This window comes from Amycolatopsis sp. TRM77291 (genome assembly GCF_054166285.1).
Map to the genome: position 1 here is coordinate 5,058,981 of NZ_JBSZHF010000001.1, position 19,924 is coordinate 5,078,904.

Below are 19,924 nucleotides of genomic sequence, written 5' to 3' on the forward strand. Positions count from 1 at the left end.
ATGAAGCAGCTGAGCCCCCGGGCCCTCAACCGCGCGACCCTGGCCAGGCAGTTCCTGCTCGAGCGCGCCGATCTTCCCGCCGTCACCGCGATCGAGCGGCTGGCCGGCCTCCAGGCGCAGGCCCCGGATTCGTCGTATGTCGGGCTGTGGTCACGGCTTCGGGATTTCCAGGCGGACGAGCTGGCGAAACCGCTGGCCGCCCGCGAAGTCGTCCGGACGACGTTGATGCGCGGCACGGTGCACCTGGTGACGGCCGAGGACGCCCTCGCCCTGTGGCCGACCGTCAGCTCGGTGGTCGAGCGCGGTTTCCTCGGCCACTACTCGCGGGAGATCGCCGGACTCGATCTGGCCGCGATCGCCGAAGCGGGACGGGCCCTGCTCGCCGAACGGCCACGCACGCGCGCCGAGATCCGGACCGCGCTGGCGCCCCGGTGGCCCGACGCGGACCTGCCGACGCTCGGCTACGCGGTCAACAGCCTGCTCCCGCTCGCACACGTGACGCCGCGTGGCCTTTGGGGCCAGACCGGACCGGCCGCGTTCGCCCTGCTCGAAGACTGGGTCGGCGCACCGATCACAGACGGCATCAGCCTCGACGACCTGGTGTTGCGCTATCTCGCGGCGTTCGGCCCGGCGACCGTCCGCGACGCGCAGGTCTGGTCGGGCCTGACGCGGTTGAAAGAGGTCTTCGAGCGGCTGCGGCCCAGACTGGTCACCTTCCGCGACGCCGCGGGAAAGGAACTGTTCGACCTTCCCGACGCACCGCGCCCCGACCCGGAAACCCCGGCGCCACCCCGGTTCCTGCCCGAGTACGACAACGTCCTGCTCTCCCATGCCGACCGCGCGCGGGTGATCCCCGACGGCCGGCGCGTGCCGTTGCCCCCGGGTAACGGCGGCCGCCGGGGCACTCTGCTCGTCGACGGTGAATTCCTGGCCATCTGGGCGATCAAAGGGGCGACACTGACGATCGAATCGCGGAAGCCGTTGCCGGATCAGGATTCGATCGCCGCGGAGGGCGCACGGCTCCTGGAATTCGTAGTGCCGGGCTCGGCGCACGACGTCCGTTTCGGCATCGGCGGATAACAGTCCGGCCTTTCGCCGTAACGATGGGCGCCGTTCGGGCGAAGCAGCCGCCAAGAGCCTGAAGGGAGCGGGCCATGAGCAAGAACTACGGGTTCATGACGGTGCTGGCGGGGCTGAGCGCGCTCGCGGTGATCGCGGTCGCGGCGGTCTGGCGGTACCCGAACACGTCGGACGTCACGGCGGTGATCACCGCGGCGGGAACGGTGATCGGCACCGTCGTGGGCGCCTTCTTCGGGGTGAACGCGGCCTCGGCGGGACGCGTGAAGGCCGAAGAGAGCCGGGACCAGGCGACCGCGGCGCTGGTGAAGGTCGCGGGTGAGGCGGAAAGAGGAAGCGACGTCGCCAAGACGGCGATGGAAGGCGTGAGCTGACCGTCCTCTGTGGACACGCTCAGTCGAGCGCTTCGAGCAGGGCGAGGTCCGGCGGGACGAGCGTCGTGGACAGCACGAGCTCTCGCAACAGGTTGTCGTTCAACGCGTTGCCGACCGGCTCGCCGACCTCCTCACGCCGCAGGCCGAAAACACCGCCGGCGGACAGCCGCGTCCGGACGTCGATGACGACGTGCTCGACCCGGCGCGCGGTCCACGTCTCACCGGGCCGGAGTTCGGTGAGCACCTCGGCCGTCTGCTGGCGGGACAACGGCTGCGGATTGAGGTCGTGCAGCAGGTAGCGCTGCCCGAAGACGACCAGGACCAGGCGTTCTTCCGCGCTGAGGCGCCAGCGGCGGGGCGGCACGGTGACGTCGTCGTGCCGGGTGACGGGCTGTCCTCCCTCGGGCCCGGCGACGTACAACTCGAGCAGGTGCTCCCGCCTGCCCGAACCGCGGACGAACAGCGGCGTGTAGCCGTCCGACAGGGGGATCGGCTCCTCGCCGCGGGACAGCCAGCGGGAATTCGGCAAGCGGATGGGCAGCTGGCCGGTGTTGCTGACCCACCATTGCCCGCCGGTGAAGTTCAGGAGCCCGTGCCTGCGGCTGACCTGCAGGTCGTTCTCCCCCACGCAGACGTCGACCTGGGGCCGGTTGCGCCCGAACGTGATCTCGCCGCCCTCGCCGGGGTCGACGGACACGCCGCCCGCGAGCGTGAGCGCGAACACCGCGCCGGGAGCCGACGGCGGCACGCCGAGCGCCAGGCTCTCGTGCGTCGTCGTGAGCCGCTTCATCGTGCCTCCTCCTGTTCCCCGGCAGTATGCGGGACGCCGCCGGGGACGGGTCCCGATATCGCGTTCGTCCGTATGTTGGAGTACATGATTGACTTCTCCAAGGACACCGTCTTCAAGCTCACGCCGTGCAAGCCGAAGGACATCGCGCCCACGGTGCAGCCGATCATCATCCCCGGCGAGGAGATCATCTCGTCGTTCAAGGCGGTGCGCGACTTCGTGGTGTTCACGAACAAGCGGCTGATCGCGGTGAACGTCCAGGGCATGACGGGCAAGAAGAAGGACTTCACCTCGCTGCCGTACAACAGGATCCAAGCCTTCTCGATCGAAACCGCGGGCACCTTCGACCTCGACGCCGAGCTGGACCTCTGGTTCAGCGGGCTGGGGAACGTGCGCCTGGAGTTCCGGGGCTCGGACATCCGGGCGATCGGCCAGCTGATCGCCACGCACACGCTCTAGCCCCCTCCCGCGTTTAGTCGACTACTTGCGTCGGACTGGGTCGGCTGCGGTGGGCTGGGCGTCGGGGCGGGTGGGTCGTGAGTGGCAAGTGCCGTTCTAGCGTCACTCACGACCCACTTAGCCGCTGCGACTCCCGCCGGCTCCGGGCGTGGGGGGGGGGGGGGGGGGGGGGGGGGGGGGGGGTGTGGNCTGGAACACATCGGTGGCGTCTCGGCGGGCGGCCCCGTCGCGATGACCTGGCTGGGCACCAAGTTCTGACGAGCCCCCGGGGATGACGCGAAAGCCACTTTCGCAACGTTGAAGGTTGCGAAAGTGGCTTTCGCAACGTCTGGACACCTTCGGCCTGTCTGTCGCGAGTGTTTCGGGTCGCTAGCGCCAGCCGCCACCGCCGTGCGCGAATCGCGAACTCACGTGATTGGAGGGACGACACACGTGATTGAGCGGACGACACACGTGTCCAGACGGACGACTCGCGGCGGCCCTCGTCGCGCGCAGGCCAGGGCAGAATTGGGACATGACCTTTGAGTCCGAGTACGCCCGGATGTGCGAGCAGACCAACCAGATGCTCCGGGAAGAATCGATAGCAGTCGCCAGGCGGGTACTTTCCGCGACCGACCAGCAGTACCTGGCCCGCGGCTACGGTGTTCAAGCCCACGGCTTCCGACGCCTGCGCGACGCGCTCGCCGACCAGCTTCTCGATCTGCTCACCGCGTCAAGGCGCGCCAGTACCAGTTTTACCGATACCGACCTGCCTGTGGCGATCAGATCCGACTCTTACGGCGACAGCTGGGTAGACCCGGGCGCCGACGCGATCGGGCAGCTGGCAGCGGCATTGGCCCGCGCGGCCACCATGCTCGTCGGCACCACACCCAGTGACTTCACCGACGAGTCGACCGGAGAGTGGGCCACCGGCGTGCTGAACGCGGTTCGCGCGGCCGCGGAGAAGGTGATCAAAGTGGCCTAGGGCGTGTCCTGTGAGTCATTGGAGCCAGGACACGATCGCGGCGATGGTGAGTCCAGCCTGGTAGCAGGCGGCGCGTTCGGCGAAGCGGTGGCCAGGTCGCAGAACTGCTTGAGCCGGTTGAAGCACCGTTCGACCACGTTGCGCTGTTTATAAGCCTCGGCGTCGAACGCTGGTGGTCGCCCGCCGCTGCGGCCTTTGGCTGTGCGGCGGGCGATCTGGTCATCCCGTTCCGGACTGACGAACCTGATCCGCCGGTCTCGCATCGACCCGCGGGTTGACGGATGCGAATACGCCTTGTCCGCGATCACCGTCTCCGGTCGGCAGCGTGGCCGGCCGCGACCGATCCGGGCGACGGTGATGCCGTCCAGCAGCGGAACCAGCTGCGGGTTGTCGCCAGCCTGGCCCGGGGTGAGCAGGAACCGCATCGGCAGACCCACCCGTCCACAACCAAGTGGTTCTTGGTGCTCAGCCGCCACGGGATGTACCGAGAAGTGTCCGAGGTGGACCGATGGCACCATCACGAACTCAGGTACTGGGTGGGCTTCGAAGAACCCAAGGCCGAGGAGATAGCCGCACTAATCGATGCGGCGAGAAGCAACTCGTGAGTGGTAAGGACGGTTCTGACCGTCCTTACCACTCACGAGGGCTTACATGTTGATCTTTTGATGCCGGGGTTTCGCTGACCTCGGCATGATCGCCGCTTGTGGCCGCTGACCTGCACGGACAGGGCTGGACACTTCTCGCGTGTTCTCACCCCTGCCCGACGTCTGACGGCCTGGAGACGGCCTGGCCGCTCCTCCCCCAATCTCCCCGATACGAAGCCATCCACGCGGCCGTCGCGTCGGGTCAAGGCACGCTTTCCCGCCTTGACGCGGCGTGACGGCCGTTGTGACGATCTGGCATCGGGGCGGTGGCTCCGCGTAACAGCCGTTGGTCCGTCTGCGACATTGCGGGCACGAATGTCTCAGCGAGGAGGCCGACGTGCTCATTGGCGTACCTGCGCGCCGCTGGCGGCGGCAACACCTGTCCACGGCTTCAGCGGGCGCACCGCCCGGCCGGTGGGCGGAGCGGAGCGGCAGCCCGCCGTGTCGGGCAAGGTGCGCCCGCAGGCGAGACGCGGACGCAAGGTGACCAGCGCGCCGCCGACGGCGGCGCGCCTTGATCCCATAGAGCCAACTTCGGCAGAACAGAACGTATGAATGAGGTGGGCAGTGCCTAGGCAGCCGTCGAAATCAGCGAAAACATCCCTTTACAGACTTCGCCTGCCAGCGAATGATCAGCTTGAGACTGCCGTACAAGACAAGTATCTGAAAGAAAAAGGCTTTACAGCAATTCGGACGACAGTTGACAAGAGTGACGCACTGTTGGTCTACGGTACAATTTTGAATGACAGCCCCACATGGGTAAGGCATGCTGCGAGCGTTTCATCGATTCCCTTTCAGTTAACCAATCAAACTTCCGCCGGACTACTTCTGGTGAGAATTGAATCGACGCACGATTATTGCTACGGGCTGTCTTGGAGCATGGGACACCTTGTCATTAACCCGACTTGCATCGACGACGGCTTTGGCCTTAAATTTGCTTTGCGCCGCGCGCACCCTGAATCGGTTTCCGCTCTAACATCACACGCTTTGGATACCGTGCCTCGTACAGCGCGAACTACCGTGTTCGGTGGCGCATCTCTCCCCTCCTTCGGCCTGGAAGAGATCGGTGAAATCGTAAGCCGATTCGTCGGAAAGATTGAGACAGATGGCTTGACTTGCGATGTTCAGCCAACAGGCGGAAAACCTCGCTCCAAAGCCGTACGGCAAGCAGCCCGCAAGATCACCGTCCGAGGCGCCGACTCTCTCGGCATTCCACTGGCAAAGCTTCCCGGAGGCCTGCTATCAGACCTTAAACAAATCGACAGCGTAATCGAGACCGAAGAGGCAAAGTCCGAGCTTGCCCATCTCGAAGATACACAACCACTTAAGCCCGGAAATGGCAAGATTTCCATGCTGGAGGCCGCACTTTCGGCAGACCTCAAGGAAGACACTGCTAGTATGTCACTATGCTGGCCTGCGGAGTTCGATAGCGAACCTGGCGAAATCACACAGTACAAAGTATTTGGATCCGGCTCCACAAAACCTCCGCTCTATGAAGAACTCGATCTACATTGCCTGACTGCACCCTTGGCGCACCTGGAACCAAACGCGCGCTTGTCTCGCCTACGAACCATGAGGATCCAAGGCCAAAGCGAAGAGGGAACAGCGCTAACCCGGGAAATATCCGGCGACAAATGGATCCTGTATCAGACGAAGCTGAACGGCGAGTCCTACGTGTTTCACCGAGGCCGCTGGTACAACATTGGAGGCGCATACCTCACAATGCTAAACTCGCGCCTCGACCGGATCTTCTCGAACAGAAGTAATCTATCCCTTCCTGGATGGCCGAAGCAGAAGAAGATCCGCAAGTCCGATTCATCGGAGTACCTAGGGTGGGCGAATGAGCGTCACTACAATGACCACGTGGTCGGAAAAATAAAAGGCCACGTCTCACTCGACAGGCAGCTAATTCACACAGAGCAGCACCCTCATGGCTTCGAGGCTTGCGACATCTTGACACCAGACGGCCGCCTTGTACACGTGAAGCGACTCGACGATTCGATTGCAGCAAGCCACCTCTTTAACCAGGCCAGCAACTCAGCAGAGGCCCTGGTCAGACAGCCAGACGCTTTAGAAAAATTTCGAGAAAAGGTTTCGGTTGTCAGCGGCGGACAGCACACACTTTCTGACGACTTTGAGCCCAAGGTAGTCGTGATTGCGTTCGCTGGCAAAGGTCGATCACCCGGCGACCTGTTCACGTTTTCTCAGGTCAGCCTTGTGCGCTGCGAGCAAAGGATCGCAACATTAGGCTTAAAATTGGAGATTGCATTTATCGAAGAGAGCAACGATGTTCTTGAAATTCCATAGCTAGGACTTCTCTGAAAACTCACTATGTGTAGTAGACATTGTCCCTGTTACTTGTAGCATGAGAGATTCGGAGTCGTATTGCAGGGTGAATGTTAAGACTGCGCAGAGCATCGGCGTTTACCCAGATCACTTCCCTGCTCTCACTGCTGGTCGCAAGGGTTCCACTAAGCGCACTCGCACGAAAGCAAATTGAGAACTCTTGGCGCACCTCGCCATCGTCGTACGCGATGACATGGTTGGGATTCGAGTACAGGCCGATGACCCCGGTCACCTCGCACTCAATCCCGGTCTCTTCGCGAACCTCCCGCACGGCGGCCTGAGCCAAGGTCTCGCCAAGTTCGAGCTGTCCGCCAGGGATCGCGTACAGGTCGTTGTCCGTCCGCCTGATCATCAGGATGCGGCCTTCGTCGTCCTGGATGAACGCGGACACCGCTACCGCAATGCTGTTCGCCTTCGGGGCGTTCGGGTCGTTGTAGTAGTCGACGCGTGCCATGTGTGGCCTCCTAGAAGGTGGCGGGTTTGGCGAGGTTCCAGACGGCTTCGAAGCTCTCCGAGTAGGTCTCGAAGAGGTCCCCGGCGGATAGCCGGCGGAGGTGCAGGGAGGGGGCGTGTGCTCCCTGGAAGCCGTAGACGTGCGTGTTGATGATCATTTCGTCGTCGAAGCGGAAGATCGAGTTGTAGAGGGTCGTGTTGTGGAAGCGCATCTCCACCCCGTCTACCCCGATCAGCGGCCGATAGAACGCCAGCGCGTTGCGGATGCGCGCCGCAAGCGTCCCGTCGCCTAGCTGCTCCTCGTCGCCGCGCAGAGCGACGCTCTCCCCTTCGGGATCTCCGAAAATCAGCCGAATCTTGGCCCCGGCCTGGGCTTTTGCTGCCAGGTCCTTGATGAACCGCGGGCGCTCCACCAAGAACAGCGCGGCGTGGACCAGCACTTCGACGGTGTCCGACGCTTCCTTGATCAGCCGATCCCACAGTTCGACGGGGATGGCGTTGCGGTGCGGGAACACGCGTACGACCTCGGCGGCCGCTGTCTCGGCCTTGCGCTCCGGGGCCACCGAGTCCGGCCAGAGGTAGGTCTCGGACTCGCGCGCCATCGCCGCGATCTTGTGCCGGTGCTTCGGGTACGGCGTCCGCCCCTTGGTGATCCACCGTTCGACGGTCTTCTGATCGACCCCGGTGGCGTCGGCGACCTGCTTCGGCGTGAGGCCGTTGCGCAGCAGGGCGTCCCGCAGGCGTTCGTTCGGCATCCGCCCTCCTAGGGACTTGTAGGGACGTCTTCGACCGTACCAGGGACGTCCCTAGATGTCCCGCCACGTGGTGATCACGTCCCGCGTTTTGGCGGAGATTAGGTGCAGGTTGCCGGGGACTCGCCCCAGCACCTCGACACCAAGAGGGAGGCAGGCATGACGACTCCAACCGCCGGTCGGGCAGCGTCCGCACGCGGCTCGGGAACGTGGACAGCTCGTCGGTTCGTGATCTGAGCGCCCGATGCGCGACACGGTTCAGATCCACGTCACGGCAGACCTGCCGATCCGCGTCCGCGCGCTCACCTACGCCAACCGGGCGGAGATCCGTTTCGGCAAGGCGTTCCCCGTGGTCCTGCTCGTCGATTCAGACGCGATAGCGGTGCTGGGGAGAGAACTCGCAGAGGTACAGGCCGCACTGAGCGCGGCTGCCGCAAGGGGCAAAGACGGCGACGAAGTGCCGACAGACACAGACAACCAAGGGAACTAACGACATGGCTATCTACAAAGGACACCGCTTCGCTATCGACTTCGACGAAGCGTTCGGGCAGGGCCTCGTGATGGTCGGCGAAGTCTCGCCGGACAACGAGTACCAGTCGCGGGAAGACCGTGCTGCGGGTCGTCCGGCTCGGCAGCGGGTCGACGAGGTGACGGGCAAGCGTCAGTGGAAGGTCACCGTGACCGACCCGGACGAGACGAAGGCTAAGCGCGCGTCGTTCGAGATCACGCTGCTGGCCGACGTGCAGCCGGTGCCGACCACCTCGGAGGTGCTGCCGGGTATGCGGCCGATCGAACTGGAGGGCCTCACGGCTGAGCCGAAGGTGGCTGGTCAGGGCGAGTTCAAGTACCAGTCCTACTTGTTCCGCGCGACTGGCTTCAAGGCTGCGGCGTCCGGCGGCGGAGCGAAGTCGGGCCGGGCTTCCGCCGCTGCCGAGTCAACGCCCAAGGCGGCGTGATGGCGGGCGGGGCGCTGGGGGTGGCATCCCCGCACCTGGTCCAAACCTGGGAAGCCGCCTACCGCCACTACGGCGCAATGACGCAGCGGACTGCGCAGGGCGGGGATGCCCTGGCGGCGCATGACATGGCCGTCGCTTCCTTGGCGGTGGCGTCGGCATGGCGAGGCCTAGTGGCTCAAGGCCAGTTGCCGTGGTGGGTGCTGGCTGCGGTGTCGGCGGCTGCCGAGGGGTTCGAGGAGAACGCGCGGTCGTGGGAGATGCGCGCCTACAGCGAGGAAGGGCAAGGCCGTGGCGTTCAACGCGATGTGGAAGCCGGGGCCGCAGGCGGTCGCGGGGATGCAGGGCAATGGTTCGGCGAACCCGGCGCTGGTGATCTACCTGGATCCGGACAGCCTGGCGATCCTGCCGCCGTCCGATCCGGCCGGGTGGCCGGAGTTCATCCGGCTCCTTCGCCAAATCCGCGACAGCGCGGACGAATTNGTGGAAGCCGGGGCCGCAGGCGGTCGCGGGGATGCAGGGCAATGGTTCGGCGAACCCGGCGCTGGTGATCTACCTGGATCCGGACAGCCTGGCGATCCTGCCGCCGTCCGATCCGGCCGGGTGGCCGGAGTTCATCCGGCTCCTTCGCCAAATCCGCGACAGCGCGGACGAATTGGCCGTGTTCCTCGGCAAACACGCGACGGTGCGCGATGACGACGCCCGGCCGGAATGAGCCGCAGACGCTTCAGGACGCGCACCTCGTCGCCTCCGCTCGTCGTCCGAAGCCGGGGTCGAACCTGACGACGTGGCTGAAGTTCCACCAGGCCAACGCGCGCATGTACCGCGAAGTGTCCGATGTGGACCGCGCGCACCACCACGAACTTCGTTACTGGGTGGGCTATGAGGAGCGCAAGGCGGAGGAGGTGGCCGCGCAGATTCAGAAGAACAAGTCGGAAGCTAGCTGAGAACTGAACAGCCGTAGGGAAAACGTGCGTGGGGACGTGCGGCGTACAAACACGTCCTTACGCGCTTCCCGTGTCTCGTAAGGCGCAGAACCGGTACCTGGCCTAGGAAACCTCGCCGGTCCTGCGCTGTCCACAACCACTGGGAAGTGAACAATGACAACGCTAAACGATGACAACAACCGGCCGCTAGACGGGGTCACCCGAACGCGCTGCACGGTCTGTAAGCGGTTCGCGAAGCTCCTGCCTGGCGAGACCGAGTGTGCTCCTTGCCGGGGAATGCTGCCGCTGGATCTGACCGGCGGTGGTCGCCGATGAACGCGAACGGGATCGGTCTTCTTCTCGTCGGTGGCGGGGTGCTGGGTGTGGTGGTGTGGCTGCTGCACAAGCTCGGCCGCGCCCTTGCCACGATCGCGGAAGTCCTGGCCGCTGCTGCGGTGGTCTTCATCGCCCTGTGGTCGGCGGTGAAGTTGTTGGTGTGGCTGGGAAAGCAGGTCTTCACGCACTGGCGGACCAGCCTCGGCGTGATCGCGGTGGTGGCCTGGTGGCAGTGGCTTGGCTGGCCGTCGCTCGCGATCACGGCGGGGTTGGTCGCGGTGGTGTTGGTGGTGTGGCGGCTGCTCGACGTGGTGTCGTTCGACCGGTGCTGTGGCCGGTTCCTGCGGGCGTGGTGGCTGCGCTGGTTCACCTACGCCCCGAAGCTTCCTGGCTGGCTCCGCGCCTGCGGCCTGTCGATCTCTGACGGCACAGTGCCGGTGGAAGTGACGGTGAATCTGGTTAGCCGTCGCCGGAAGGCGGTCTCTCGTACTGCGGGTGGCACGGCGGTGCAGGTGCCGAAGGTGCTGAGGGTGAAGTCGGGGCCGTCGTGGGATGAGGTCCGGGTCCGGCTGGTGGCTGGTCAGAAGCCGGAGGACTTCGACGACGCCGCCCGCGCTCTGGCCGTCGCTCGCAAGGTCACGCGATGCCAGGTCCGGGAGCTGAAACCCAACGTCGTCTCCCTCGACTTCCAACGCCGCGACCTGCTCAAAGCCCCGGTGGATTGTGCGGAGCTGACGGCCGTCGACGCCGTGGATCTACGGAGGGTGTTCGCCGGACGCACCGAGTACGGGAAGGACTGGTGGCTACCGCTGACCGGTCCGGGCGCTCACATGCTCGTCGCCGGGGCGACAGGCGCAGGAAAGAACTCGGTCATGTGGTCCCCGCTGGTGTCGGCGGCCTCGGCGATCCGGGCCGGGACGGTGCGAGTCTCGGGGATCGACCCGAAGGGGATGGAACTCGCCTACGGGCGCGGGATCTTCGCTCGCTACGGCGTCACGGGTAAGGAAGCCATCGAGGTCCTGGACGACCTGCTCGGCGGTCTTGAGTCCCGTAAGCGCGAGTTCGCTGGGCGCACCCGTGAGGTGCCGATTTCCACCGACTACCCGTTGGAGGTTCTGGAGTTCGACGAGATCGGCGCGCTGACCAAGTACACCGACCGCAAAACCCGCGAAGCGATCGTCGAACGGGTGGCGATCCTGACGACTCAAGGTCGGGCGCTCGGCTACACGGTGCGCGGGTATGTGCAGGAGCCGACGAAGGACACCGTTCCGGTTCGGGAGCTGTTCCCCCGGCGGGTGTGCCTACGCGTCACGTCGAAGACGCACGTCGGGATGGTCCTCGGTGATGGCGCTTACGAGCGCGGGGCGTGGGCGAATCGCATCGATGAGTCGGCTGCGGGCGTCGGCTATATCTGGGGTGAGGGCATCCGCGAACCGCTGCGGGTCCGTGCGGGCTGGGTCCCGGACGAGACGGTCAAGGCGCTGGAAACCTATGTGACCAACGGCGGCGCTCATGTCGTCGACCTGGCCACCCGTCGCGGCCCTGAGGGGGTGGCGGCATGAACCGGCTCATGATCTTCCTCGACGCGATCCGCGACCACCTCGACTCATTCGCGCTGCCTCCGGCCGCTTCGGTCCGGGTTGGGGTGGGTCCTGATCCGATCACGGTGCAGCTCGACTCTCGTCGGCTTGAGGACGTCGCGCGCGGCTTGCTCACCTGGGCCAACTCCCTGGAGGACGTGAAGGCGTCACTGTGGCGGCCTGCGGGCGGCGCCTCGGTTCACCTCGAACTCACTGGCCGCACTCCCGGCGGCATCCCGGTGGTGGTCTACGGCGGAGTCTGGTTCGACGAAGCCACGTTCCCGGACTTGCCTGCGGGGATGCGGCAGGAGATGCCGGTGTTTGTGCTGCGGCAGTGGAACGCACCTGGGGAGGTGGCTGCCTGATGAGCACGAAGGAAGCCGCGGTGACCCCGCCGGCCAAAACCCGCGCCGCTCGGATGCGTGAACCCCTGGCATCGGACGTGGTGAAAGCGACCGCCGAGAAGCACGGTGTCTGTGTCCGGCCGTTCACGATGGAGGTGGGCGACACCGAGACGGGAGAACTCCGATACGTCCCCGTCCCGTGTGGCTCGACCGTGGAATCGGTCTGCCTGCCGTGTGCCCGGAAAGCGAAGGCGCTGCGACAGGTTCAGTGCCGTGAGGGCTGGCACATGGAGACCGAACCAGACTTCACCGCAGAACCACCGACCGAGACACAGACGGAGCTGTTGGCGTTCCGGGCTGACCTCGTCGCCGCTTACCGGCAAGAGACGGACCAGGGGGAAGCCGAGGAGCTGCGGCAGGAGATCCAGAGTGTCGACGAAGAACTTCGGCAACTCGGGATGCGCGGCCGTCTCCCCTCGATCGACCTCCCGGCCAAGAAGGCGGTGAAGCGGTCGACGAAACGGCGGCAGGACGCGCCGAACCTCCCTCGTCGCAAGGTCGCCAAGACCACCGTGGGCAGGGAGTACGCGGGACGGTTCCGGCCGTCGATGTTCGTCACGCTCACCTGCGACACCTACGGCCCGGTTCGGTCGGATGGTGCCCCGGTCGACCCCGCGTCGTATGACTATCGGCGGGCGGCTCGGGACGCGGTGCACTTCTCGGCCCTGGTGGACCGGTGGTGGCAAAACCTCCGGCGCGTGGTCGGCTGGGACGCGCAGTACTTCGCCACCGTCGAACCCCAACGGCGGGCAGCTCCGCACCTCCACGCGGCGATTCGGGGATCGGTCCCGCACGACGTAATCCGACAGGTCACCGAAGCCACCTATCACCAGGTCTGGTGGCCTAAGCATGACCAGGTCGTCTACGTCGACCGGATGCCGGTGTGGGACGGCGACCGCAGGGTGTTCGTCGCCCCGGACACGCGAGAACCGCTGACCGCCTGGGACGACGCGGTAGAGGCCGTGGAAGACCCGGCGCACGTGGTCACCTTCGGCCGTCAGGTGCACTCGAAGGGCATCCTCGGCGGGACGGAAGAGGCCGGGCGGCACATCGGCTATCTGACCAAGTACCTCACCAAGTCCACCGGTGAGGTCGTGGAAGCCGACACCGTGCGGCAGAAGGATCACCACGACAGGTTGCACGCTGAGCTGTCGGTGACACCGTGCTCGCCTCGGTGCGCGGTGTGGCTGCTGTACGGGATCAATCCTAAGGGAGCCAACGGGAAGACCACGCCAGGGCACTGCAAGGGACGGGCTCATCGGCGGACCACGCTCGGCCTGCCCGGTCGTCGGGTGCTGGTGTCGCGCAAGTGGTCCGGGAAGACGCTCGTCGACCACAAGGCGGACCGGAAAGCGTTCGTGATCGAAGCGCTGGCGGCCGTGGGCATCGAGAAACCGGCACCGGGCCCGGCGCGGCTGGTCTGGCGCAAGGTCGACTCGGGCGATCCGTCCGTGCCACCACGGGACCACCTGGTGATGCACGCGATCTCGGAACGGATCACGTGGAAAGCCGAGTACGACAAGGCACTACTCGCCGCGCAGAGTCCGCCGGATCTTTCGGCAACTCCGCTCGCGGCTTAAGGGGGAAGGCATGAACAGCATCGATCCACTGTGGTCAGTCGAAGACGTCGCGGACTATCTCCGCGTGCCAGTGAAGACGCTCTACCAATGGAAATGGCTCGGTGAGGGGCCGCCGGTACGGAAGATCGGCCGTCACCTCCGCTATGACCCGACCAAGGTCCGGGCCTGGGTTGCTGAGGAGGCCGCCTGATGGGACACATCCAAGACCGCTGGTACAAACCCGCCAAGGATGCCAAGGGGAACCTGCGGCTCAACGCTCGCGGAAAACCCGTTCTGGAGAAGACCGAACTGTTCGGCGTCGGGATGCGGTACAAGGTTCGGTACCTCGACCCGGACGGTAGCGAACGGTCGAAGTCCTTTCCGGACAAACAAAAGAAGCGCGCCGAAGACTTCTTGATCGAGATGGAGTCGGACAAGCGCGAAGGCAAGTACATCGACCCGCGCGCGGGCCTGGTGCTCTTCGAGGTCGTCGCGCAGAGCTGGCTGGACTCGCAGACGGTCGACTACACCAGCCAGGAGCGCTTCGCGACGCGCCTCAACGTCCATCTGCTTCCGTACTTCGGCAAGAAGGCGGTCGGGTCGATCCGGCCGAGTCACATCCAGACGTGGTTACGGAAGCTCCAGGATGCCGAAGCCTCGGAGACGTCGCGGGCGCTCTACTTCGGACACCTGGTGTCGATCCTGAACTTCGCGATGGCGGACAAGAAGATCTCGGAGAATCCAGCGCTGTCCAAGGTGATCTCGCGTCCGAGGGCGAGTCGCGCTCAGGTCGTGCCCTGGTCTCGTGAACGGGCTCGGGCGGTGCGGGACAACCTTCCGAGGCGGTACAAGCCCGCTGTCGACGTCCCGGCCGGTCTGGGACTGCGGAAGGGTGAGCTGTTCGGCTTCTCGCTCGATGACGTCGACCGCACCAAGGACCTGGCGTACATCACCCGACAGGTGCGAGTGGTCGCCGGGAAACCGGTATTCGCTCCACCCAAGGGTGGTAAGTCGCGTGAGGTGCCGATCGGGCGGAAGCTCCTCGGCCTCCTCGACGAGTACGCGGAGGAGTTCCCGGCGACCGAAGTCACGCTCCCCTGGTCGCATCCGGGCGGCGAACCGACCACGGTCCGACTGCTCATGGTGACCGGATACGGGAAGGTGCTCATAGCTGAGCGGTTCCGGGTGAACTTCTGGCTGCCCGCGCTCAAGGACGCCGGGGTGGAGAAGCCGACCAGGGCGGACGGCGTGCACGCGCTGCGGCACCTCTACGCCTCGGTCCTGCTCGACGCTGGCGAGTCGATCAAGGCGCTGTCTCAGTACCTCGGTCACACCGACCCCGGCTTCACGCTCCGGGTGTACACGCATCTCCTGCCGAGTAGCCACGCCCGGACGCGGAAGGCCGTCGACGACTTCTTCGACGACGCGCTCGGCGATCAAGCCGCGTGACGGCCTGGCCACGGCCTGGAACCTGCCCTGACCCGCAAATATGCAGGTCAGGGCAGGTTCACGCTTACATGTTGATCATGTGGCCCGCGAGCCCGTGCACGGCTTCCTTCACCGCTTCCCCGAGGGTCGGGTGAGCGTGCACGTTCCGCGAGATCTCGTGCACCGTAAGGTCCCACTGCTGCGCCAAAGTCAGCTCCGGCAGCAGTTCGGTCACCTCGGGGCCGATCAGGTGCGCGCCCAGCAGCTCGCCGTGCGTCGCGTCGCTGAGGATCTTCACGAAGCCGACAGCCTCGCCGAGGCCGTGTGCCTTTCCGTTGGCGGTGAAGGGGAACTTCGCCACCTGGACATCGAAGCCCTTTTCGCGGGCCTGTTCTTCGGTCCAGCCGAAGCTGGCGATCTGCGGCTGGCAGTAGGTCGCGCGCGGGATCATGACGAAGTCGAGTTCCATGGTCTCGGCGCCCGCGATGGTTTCGGCGGCGACGACGCCCATGGATTCGGACGCGTGCGCGAGCATCAGTTTCGCGGTGACGTCGCCGATCGCGAAGATGTGCGGGACGTTGGTGCGGCCCCGCGCGTCGACGGCGATGGCGCCGCGTTCGGTCAGCTCGACACCGGTCTTGTCCAGGCCGTATCCCTCGACCCGCGGCTGGAAACCGATGGCCTGCAACACCTTGTCGGCTTCCAGCACCCGGGACTCGCCGTTCTTCGACACGGTCACGCGCACGCTGGAGCCGGTGTCGTCGATCGACTCGACCTTCGTCGACGTCAGCACCTCGATGCCGAGCTTCCGGTAGCGGCGCGCGAGCTCCGCGGAGACCTCGGCGTCTTCGAGCGGGACCATCCGGTCGAGGTACTCGACGATGGTCACCTTCACGCCGTAGTTGTGCAGCACGTAGGCGAATTCGACGCCGATCGCGCCCGCGCCGGCGATGATGATGCTCTCCGGCAGCTCGTTTTCCATGATCTGCTGTTCGTAGGTGACCACGCGGTCGCTGCGCGTGGTGCCCGGCAGCAGGCGCGCGGTGGCGCCGGTGGCGATCACGCAGTGGTCGAAGGTGACCCGTTCGCCGTTGACCTCGATGGTGTTGGCGTCGAGGAAGGTGCCGTGCCCGTCGTATTCGGTGATCTTGTTCTTCTTCATCAGGAAGTGCACGCCCTTGACGCGCCCGTCCGCGACCTTGCGGCTGCGGTCGAAGGCGGCCTGGTAGTCGAAGCTGACCTTCCCCTCGACCTGGATCCCGAACGACTTCGCCTCTTTGGTCACGATGTGCGCGAGTTCGGCGTTGCGCAGCAGTGCCTTCGACGGGATGCAGCCGACGTTGAGGCAGACACCGCCCCAGTACTTCTCCTCCACGACCGCCGCGCTCAGCCCCAGCTGCGACGCCCGGATCGCCGCCACGTAACCGCCGACTCCGGCCCCCAGGACAACGACGTCATAGTGTGCACTCATACCTCGAAACCTACCCCTCACCGGGACGGTCCGAAGGGTGAGACTGCCTACTCAGGGCGCGAGCCGCGGATCTCGATCAGCAGGTCGGTCACCGCGGTCATGATCCGCTTCGTGGCCTCCTCCAGCACCTCACGGGACGGCGAGGGTGTCACGAGATCCGAGAGGTCCACCGGCGGACCGGCGACCAGGTTCACCGTCTTGCGCGGGAAGGCGCGCGGGAGCACGGCGTCGGACGGCAGCAGGTGGTGCGTGCCCCAGTTCGCCAGCGGGATCACCGGGACGCCGGTCTCCAGCGCGATCCGCGCGATACCGGTCTTGCCGCGCATGGGCCACCCGTCCGGGTGATCCGTGAAGGTCGCCTCCGGGAAGATGACGACACATTCACCCTCACGGACGGCGCTGACGGCGTCGCGGTACGCGTCCGACGCCGTGGGCGCGCCGCGGTAGACGGGGATGTGCTTGCCGGAGCGCATCACCGAGCCGATGACGGGCGCGTCCCACAGGCTCGCCTTCGCCAGGTAGCGCGGCACGCGTCCGTGCGCGAGGCAGTACGCCGTCACCGTGGTCGGGTCGGCGAACGAGAGGTGGTTCGACGCCACCAGGAAGCCGCCCGACGACGGCAGGTGCTCCCCGCCGCGCACCCGGAACCGGGTGAACAGCACCAGAAACGGCCACACGACGTTGATCGCGAAGGCGAACCAGGCGCCCCGGCCGGCGCGGGCGAAGCGCCGGCCGAAGGCGATCATCTGGCGGAACGTCAGCAGGTCACCCGAAGCGGGGCTCAGCGCGGTCCAGCGTTCACGGGGTCTCAGCACCATGGACGTAATTCGTAGCCGAACCAGCCCCGGTTCGGCTGAAACCGCGCGCGAACGCGGCACGGATCACACGCGCTCGAGCACCACCACGGGGATCTCACGGTCGGTCTTCTTCGCGTACTCGTTGTAGTCCGGCCAGACCGCGGCGAGCTTCTCCCACAGCTTCGCGCGCTCCTCACCTTCGAGGGTCCGGGCCCGTACGGTGAACTTGTCCGCCTTGACCTGGGCCTTGGCCTCGGGGTTGGCCTGCAGGTTCTTGTACCAGCCCGGGTCCTCCGGCGCGCCGCCCTTGGACGCGACGATCACCGGGTTGTTGTCGTCATCGAACTGGTAGATCAGCGCGAACTTGCGGTCCTCACCGGTCTTGCGGCCCTTCGTCGTGAGGACGAGGCAGGGCGCGCCCTTCTCCCAGTCGTGGCCCACCTCGCCGTCGGTCTCTTCGTAGCGACGGACGTGCTCGTCACCGAAAAGCATGTGTGCGTTCCTCTCGTCCTGGGGTGTACCGGCGCCCTCCCAGTCTGACGCGAACCGGTCGGTCGCGCTGATCAACTCGTGCAGGGTGCCGGGTTCGTCGAACGCGTGACCCGAGTCGCCGACCATCACCAGTTCGGCGGAAGGCAGCACCTGGCTGAGCTCCCACGCGGTGATGGCCGGGGTGACCACGTCGTAGCGTCCCTGGACCAGAACGCACGGGATGTCCCGGAGCTTCCCGGCGTCGCGCAGCAGCTGATCTTCGGCCAGCCAGCCGCCGTGCCGGAAGTAGTGGTTCTCGATCCGCGCGATCGCGAGGGCGAACGAAGGATCACTGAACGCGTCGATCACTTCCTCCTGCGGCCGCAGTTTGACCGTCTCCCCCTCCCAGCGGCTCCACGCGATCGCGGCGGGACCGTGCACCGAGGGATCCGGATGGCTCAGCAGTTCGTGATAGACCTCGATCAGGTTCTCCTGCCGTCGTGAAAACGGCACCGGGGCCAGGAAACGCGACCACGCCTCCGGGAAGAGGTATGCCGCTCCCCCGCCGTAGAGCCATTGGAGTTCCTTCACCCGCAAGGTGGCGACGCCGCGGAGAACGAGTTCCGTGACCCGTCCGGGGTGGGTCTCCGCGTAGGTCAGCGCGAGCACACTCCCCCACGAGCCGCCGAAGACCATCCAGTGTTCGATGTCCAGATGCTCGCGCAAGCGCTCGATGTCGGCGACCAGATGCCACGTCGTGTTGACCGAGAGATCGGCCTCCGGGGTGGCGCAGTTCGGCGTGCTGCGCCCGCAACCGCGTTGATCGAAAAGGACGATCCGGTATCGCCCTGGGTCGAACAGCCTGCGATGTCTCGGCGTCGAACCGCCACCGGGGCCACCGTGGAGGAAGATCACCGGCTTGCCCCCGGGATCGCCGCACTCCTCCCAATAGATCTCGTTGCCGTCACCGACAGGCAACATCCCTTGGACGTAAGGTTCGATTTCCGGGTAAAGGCCGAGCATGTCCGCCACTATGCCCCAAACGCCCGCTTGGAGGATCGATGAAGGCTCGCCCCCACGTGACGCTGGAGGACGTGGCGCGCACCGCGGACGTGTCGCTCGCGACCGCGTCCCGCGTACTCAACGGCACCGCCACCGTCCGGGGAGATCTCCGCGAACGAGTGATCGCCGCGGCCTCCGAGCTGTCCTATACCCCCAATGCTCACGCTCAGGCATTGGCCGGTGGCTCACAGCCCACCGTCGGGGTGATCTGCCACGACGTCGGCGATCCGTATTTCGCCGCGATCGCCGGCGGGGTCATGCGGGTGGCGAACGAAAACGATCTTCTGGTGATGCTCGCGAGCACTTTCCGCGATCCGGCCAAGGAGGTCGCCTACGTTTCGACGCTGCGCGCCCAGCGCGCGTCGGCCATTCTGCTGATCGGTTCCGCGTTCGAGGACAAGGCGTGGGAAAAGGCGATGGCCGCCGAACTCGAACCGTACCGGCGCGGCGGCGGGCACGTCGCCGCGGTCAGCAGGCATCGCGGCCTCAAGGTGGACACCGTCCAGCCCGACAACCGCGGTGGCGGCGCCGAACTGGCGAAGGCACTGCTCGGCCTCGGGCACCGGCGGTTCGCCGTGCTCGCCGGGCCGAAGAGCCTGACCACCGTCGTGGACCGCCTCGACGGCTTCGCCGCGGAGCTGCTGGAGCACGGCGTCGAACTGGCCGAGGCCGACGTCTTCGAGGCGGCGTTCACCCGCGACGGTGGTTACGAGGCGATGGAGAAGGTCCTCGCCCGGCCGCGGAAGCAGTGGCCGACGTGTGTGTTCGCGGTGACCGACGTGATGGCCATCGGCGCGATGTCGGCGCTGCGCGACGCCGGCGTCTCCATGCCCGGCGAGATGTCGATCGCCGGTTTCGACGACATCCCGGTAGTGCGCGATCTCACGCCCGCGCTGACCACCGTCGCGCTGCCGCTGGAGAAGCTGGGCGAACGGGCCATGGACCTGGCACTCAAGGCCTCCCCCGGCACCCGGCCGCGGATGGTGCGGATGTCCGGCGAGGTCGTCCTGCGCCGCAGCACCGCCGCTCCCGCTCGCTGAAACCCTTGTGTACGGCCCATGAGGTGACTTACCGTGGCCCG

General features: G+C 65.9%; 24 protein-coding genes and 1 pseudogene. 16 read left to right on the forward strand and 9 right to left on the reverse strand.

The annotated features are described in order from the left end of the window. Entirely contained in the window at window positions 1-1,080 is a 1,080-nt protein-coding gene (locus ACXIZN_RS23405; RefSeq protein ID WP_457956905.1) for a winged helix DNA-binding domain-containing protein, read from the forward strand. Window positions 1,081-1,154: 74 nt separating this feature from the next. Further along, a complete protein-coding gene (locus ACXIZN_RS23410) occupies window positions 1,155-1,451 on the forward strand; it encodes a hypothetical protein (protein ID WP_034312745.1) in 297 nt (98 codons plus the stop codon). Window positions 1,452-1,470: 19 nt separating this feature from the next. Here the strand turns inward: ACXIZN_RS23410 and ACXIZN_RS23415 are convergent, their stop codons facing one another. Beyond that, window positions 1,471-2,241 carry an FHA domain-containing protein gene (locus ACXIZN_RS23415; protein WP_457956906.1) on the reverse strand — a complete coding sequence of 257 codons (771 nt, stop codon included), beginning with the start codon at window positions 2,239-2,241 and terminating at the stop codon, window positions 1,471-1,473. 84 nt (window positions 2,242-2,325) lie between these two features. On the opposite strand from ACXIZN_RS23415, the gene ACXIZN_RS23420 reads away from it, so the two are divergent. Then, window positions 2,326-2,697, forward strand: a complete 372-nt coding sequence (locus ACXIZN_RS23420) for a PH domain-containing protein (protein WP_026467493.1) — start codon at window positions 2,326-2,328, stop codon at window positions 2,695-2,697. Between the two features lie 514 nt (window positions 2,698-3,211). Then, window positions 3,212-3,661, forward strand: coding sequence for a hypothetical protein (locus ACXIZN_RS23425; RefSeq protein ID WP_457956907.1), 450 nt, complete (start codon window positions 3,212-3,214; stop codon window positions 3,659-3,661). Here ACXIZN_RS23425 and ACXIZN_RS23430 read toward each other — a convergent pair. After that, window positions 3,658-4,179 (reverse strand): transposase, encoded by a 522-nt coding sequence (locus ACXIZN_RS23430; protein ID WP_457956908.1) that lies wholly within the window; start codon window positions 4,177-4,179, stop codon window positions 3,658-3,660. The two genes, ACXIZN_RS23425 and ACXIZN_RS23430, sit on opposite strands and share 4 nt — an antisense overlap. Between ACXIZN_RS23430 and ACXIZN_RS23435 the strand changes: the two genes are divergently transcribed. After that, window positions 4,123-4,266, forward strand: a complete 144-nt coding sequence (locus tag ACXIZN_RS23435; RefSeq protein ID WP_457956909.1) for an AMED_5909 family protein — start codon at window positions 4,123-4,125, stop codon at window positions 4,264-4,266. The two genes, ACXIZN_RS23430 and ACXIZN_RS23435, sit on opposite strands and share 57 nt — an antisense overlap. Window positions 4,267-4,646: 380 nt before the next feature. On the opposite strand, the gene ACXIZN_RS23440 is transcribed toward ACXIZN_RS23435, so the two are convergent. Next, window positions 4,647-4,829: a hypothetical protein gene (locus ACXIZN_RS23440; RefSeq protein ID WP_457956910.1), complete on the reverse strand. Its 183-nt coding sequence runs from the start codon at window positions 4,827-4,829 to the stop codon at window positions 4,647-4,649. A 43-nt stretch (window positions 4,830-4,872) separates the two neighbouring features. On the opposite strand from ACXIZN_RS23440, the gene ACXIZN_RS23445 reads away from it, so the two are divergent. Continuing rightward, the gene (locus tag ACXIZN_RS23445; RefSeq protein ID WP_457956911.1) at window positions 4,873-6,612 is read left to right on the forward strand and encodes a DUF6119 family protein; all 1,740 of its coding nucleotides are present in this window, start codon (window positions 4,873-4,875) and stop codon (window positions 6,610-6,612) included. Window positions 6,613-6,634: 22 nt separating this feature from the next. Here ACXIZN_RS23445 and ACXIZN_RS23450 read toward each other — a convergent pair whose 3' ends face one another. Then, window positions 6,635-7,105 (reverse strand): NUDIX hydrolase, encoded by a 471-nt coding sequence (locus tag ACXIZN_RS23450; protein WP_457956912.1) that lies wholly within the window; start codon window positions 7,103-7,105, stop codon window positions 6,635-6,637. Between the two features lie 10 nt (window positions 7,106-7,115). Then, window positions 7,116-7,859, reverse strand: a complete 744-nt coding sequence (locus ACXIZN_RS23455; RefSeq protein ID WP_457956913.1) for a DUF5919 domain-containing protein — start codon at window positions 7,857-7,859, stop codon at window positions 7,116-7,118. 241 nt (window positions 7,860-8,100) lie between these two features. Between ACXIZN_RS23455 and ACXIZN_RS23460 the strand changes: the two genes are divergently transcribed. The 9 genes from ACXIZN_RS23460 to ACXIZN_RS23500 all read left to right on the forward strand — a co-directional run bounded on the left by ACXIZN_RS23460 (window position 8,101) and on the right by ACXIZN_RS23500 (window position 15,063). Beyond that, window positions 8,101-8,346 carry a hypothetical protein gene (locus tag ACXIZN_RS23460; RefSeq protein WP_457956914.1) on the forward strand — a complete coding sequence of 82 codons (246 nt, stop codon included), beginning with the start codon at window positions 8,101-8,103 and terminating at the stop codon, window positions 8,344-8,346. A gap of 4 nt (window positions 8,347-8,350) precedes the next feature. Then, window positions 8,351-8,812, forward strand: coding sequence for a hypothetical protein (locus ACXIZN_RS23465; RefSeq protein ID WP_219145312.1), 462 nt, complete (start codon window positions 8,351-8,353; stop codon window positions 8,810-8,812). Window positions 8,813-9,323: 511 nt separating this feature from the next. Continuing rightward, window positions 9,324-9,524, forward strand: a complete 201-nt coding sequence (locus ACXIZN_RS23470; RefSeq protein WP_457956915.1) for a hypothetical protein — start codon at window positions 9,324-9,326, stop codon at window positions 9,522-9,524. Next, entirely contained in the window at window positions 9,502-9,756 is a 255-nt protein-coding gene (locus ACXIZN_RS23475) for an AMED_5909 family protein (protein WP_457956916.1), read from the forward strand. Before ACXIZN_RS23470 ends, ACXIZN_RS23475 begins: the two co-directional genes overlap by 23 nt. A gap of 311 nt (window positions 9,757-10,067) precedes the next feature. Next, entirely contained in the window at window positions 10,068-11,633 is a 1,566-nt protein-coding gene (locus ACXIZN_RS23480; protein WP_457956917.1) for an FtsK/SpoIIIE domain-containing protein, read from the forward strand. Further along, on the forward strand, window positions 11,630-12,016 hold the full coding sequence (locus ACXIZN_RS23485; protein ID WP_457956918.1) for a hypothetical protein: 387 nt from the start codon (window positions 11,630-11,632) through the stop codon (window positions 12,014-12,016). The genes ACXIZN_RS23480 and ACXIZN_RS23485 overlap by 4 nt, the downstream gene beginning before the upstream one ends. Next, a complete protein-coding gene (locus ACXIZN_RS23490; RefSeq protein ID WP_457956919.1) occupies window positions 12,016-13,635 on the forward strand; it encodes a replication initiator in 1,620 nt (539 codons plus the stop codon). The genes ACXIZN_RS23485 and ACXIZN_RS23490 overlap by 1 nt, the downstream gene beginning before the upstream one ends. A 10-nt stretch (window positions 13,636-13,645) precedes the next feature. Next, window positions 13,646-13,825 carry a helix-turn-helix domain-containing protein gene (locus ACXIZN_RS23495; protein ID WP_457956920.1) on the forward strand — a complete coding sequence of 60 codons (180 nt, stop codon included), beginning with the start codon at window positions 13,646-13,648 and terminating at the stop codon, window positions 13,823-13,825. After that, window positions 13,825-15,063 (forward strand): tyrosine-type recombinase/integrase, encoded by a 1,239-nt coding sequence (locus tag ACXIZN_RS23500; RefSeq protein ID WP_457956921.1) that lies wholly within the window; start codon window positions 13,825-13,827, stop codon window positions 15,061-15,063. The genes ACXIZN_RS23495 and ACXIZN_RS23500 overlap by 1 nt, the downstream gene beginning before the upstream one ends. A 64-nt stretch (window positions 15,064-15,127) precedes the next feature. Here the strand turns inward: ACXIZN_RS23500 and lpdA are convergent, their stop codons facing one another. The 4 genes and pseudogenes from lpdA to pip all read right to left on the reverse strand — a co-directional run. Next, window positions 15,128-16,513 carry a dihydrolipoyl dehydrogenase gene (lpdA, locus tag ACXIZN_RS23505; RefSeq protein WP_457956922.1) on the reverse strand — a complete coding sequence of 462 codons (1,386 nt, stop codon included), beginning with the start codon at window positions 16,511-16,513 and terminating at the stop codon, window positions 15,128-15,130. A 47-nt stretch (window positions 16,514-16,560) separates the two neighbouring features. Continuing rightward, on the reverse strand, window positions 16,561-17,331 hold the full coding sequence (locus ACXIZN_RS23510) for a lysophospholipid acyltransferase family protein (RefSeq protein WP_457956923.1): 771 nt from the start codon (window positions 17,329-17,331) through the stop codon (window positions 16,561-16,563). A 63-nt stretch (window positions 17,332-17,394) separates the two neighbouring features. Continuing rightward, window positions 17,395-17,802: a nitroreductase family deazaflavin-dependent oxidoreductase gene (locus ACXIZN_RS23515; RefSeq protein WP_457960581.1), complete on the reverse strand. Its 408-nt coding sequence runs from the start codon at window positions 17,800-17,802 to the stop codon at window positions 17,395-17,397. A 63-nt stretch (window positions 17,803-17,865) separates the two neighbouring features. Beyond that, window positions 17,866-18,804: pseudogene (pip, locus tag ACXIZN_RS23520) on the reverse strand (prolyl aminopeptidase); the annotation flags it as partial. Between the two features lie 38 nt (window positions 18,805-18,842). On the opposite strand from pip, the gene ACXIZN_RS23525 reads away from it, so the two are divergent. Beyond that, on the forward strand, window positions 18,843-19,883 hold the full coding sequence (locus ACXIZN_RS23525; protein WP_457956924.1) for a LacI family DNA-binding transcriptional regulator: 1,041 nt from the start codon (window positions 18,843-18,845) through the stop codon (window positions 19,881-19,883). Window positions 19,884-19,924 lie beyond the last annotated feature (41 nt).

Excerpts from the sequence above, each read along its gene's own strand:
- ACXIZN_RS23430 (WP_457956908.1), bottom strand. The coding sequence starts at position 4,179 with ATGGTGCCATCGGTCCACCTCGGACACTTCTCGGTACATCCCGTGGCG.
- ACXIZN_RS23455 (WP_457956913.1), bottom strand. The coding sequence starts at position 7,859 with ATGCCGAACGAACGCCTGCGGGACGCCCTGCTGCGCAACGGCCTCACG.
- ACXIZN_RS23460 (WP_457956914.1), top strand. The coding sequence starts at position 8,101 with ATGCGCGACACGGTTCAGATCCACGTCACGGCAGACCTGCCGATCCGC.
- ACXIZN_RS23525 (WP_457956924.1), top strand. The coding sequence starts at position 18,843 with ATGAAGGCTCGCCCCCACGTGACGCTGGAGGACGTGGCGCGCACCGCG.
- ACXIZN_RS23405 (WP_457956905.1), top strand. The coding sequence starts at position 1 with ATGAAGCAGCTGAGCCCCCGGGCCCTCAACCGCGCGACCCTGGCCAGG.
- ACXIZN_RS23510 (WP_457956923.1), bottom strand. The coding sequence starts at position 17,331 with ATGGTGCTGAGACCCCGTGAACGCTGGACCGCGCTGAGCCCCGCTTCG.
- ACXIZN_RS23475 (WP_457956916.1), top strand. The coding sequence starts at position 9,502 with ATGACGACGCCCGGCCGGAATGAGCCGCAGACGCTTCAGGACGCGCAC.
- ACXIZN_RS23485 (WP_457956918.1), top strand. The coding sequence starts at position 11,630 with ATGAACCGGCTCATGATCTTCCTCGACGCGATCCGCGACCACCTCGAC.
- ACXIZN_RS23410 (WP_034312745.1), top strand. The coding sequence starts at position 1,155 with ATGAGCAAGAACTACGGGTTCATGACGGTGCTGGCGGGGCTGAGCGCG.
- ACXIZN_RS23490 (WP_457956919.1), top strand. The coding sequence starts at position 12,016 with ATGAGCACGAAGGAAGCCGCGGTGACCCCGCCGGCCAAAACCCGCGCC.
- ACXIZN_RS23495 (WP_457956920.1), top strand. The coding sequence starts at position 13,646 with ATGAACAGCATCGATCCACTGTGGTCAGTCGAAGACGTCGCGGACTAT.
- lpdA (WP_457956922.1), bottom strand. The coding sequence starts at position 16,513 with ATGAGTGCACACTATGACGTCGTTGTCCTGGGGGCCGGAGTCGGCGGT.
- ACXIZN_RS23425 (WP_457956907.1), top strand. The coding sequence starts at position 3,212 with ATGACCTTTGAGTCCGAGTACGCCCGGATGTGCGAGCAGACCAACCAG.
- ACXIZN_RS23470 (WP_457956915.1), top strand. The coding sequence starts at position 9,324 with ATGCAGGGCAATGGTTCGGCGAACCCGGCGCTGGTGATCTACCTGGAT.
- ACXIZN_RS23480 (WP_457956917.1), top strand. The coding sequence starts at position 10,068 with ATGAACGCGAACGGGATCGGTCTTCTTCTCGTCGGTGGCGGGGTGCTG.
- ACXIZN_RS23500 (WP_457956921.1), top strand. The coding sequence starts at position 13,825 with ATGGGACACATCCAAGACCGCTGGTACAAACCCGCCAAGGATGCCAAG.
- ACXIZN_RS23440 (WP_457956910.1), bottom strand. The coding sequence starts at position 4,829 with ATGGGATCAAGGCGCGCCGCCGTCGGCGGCGCGCTGGTCACCTTGCGT.
- ACXIZN_RS23450 (WP_457956912.1), bottom strand. The coding sequence starts at position 7,105 with ATGGCACGCGTCGACTACTACAACGACCCGAACGCCCCGAAGGCGAAC.
- ACXIZN_RS23420 (WP_026467493.1), top strand. The coding sequence starts at position 2,326 with ATGATTGACTTCTCCAAGGACACCGTCTTCAAGCTCACGCCGTGCAAG.
- ACXIZN_RS23465 (WP_219145312.1), top strand. The coding sequence starts at position 8,351 with ATGGCTATCTACAAAGGACACCGCTTCGCTATCGACTTCGACGAAGCG.
- ACXIZN_RS23515 (WP_457960581.1), bottom strand. The coding sequence starts at position 17,802 with ATGCTTTTCGGTGACGAGCACGTCCGTCGCTACGAAGAGACCGACGGC.
- ACXIZN_RS23415 (WP_457956906.1), bottom strand. The coding sequence starts at position 2,241 with ATGAAGCGGCTCACGACGACGCACGAGAGCCTGGCGCTCGGCGTGCCG.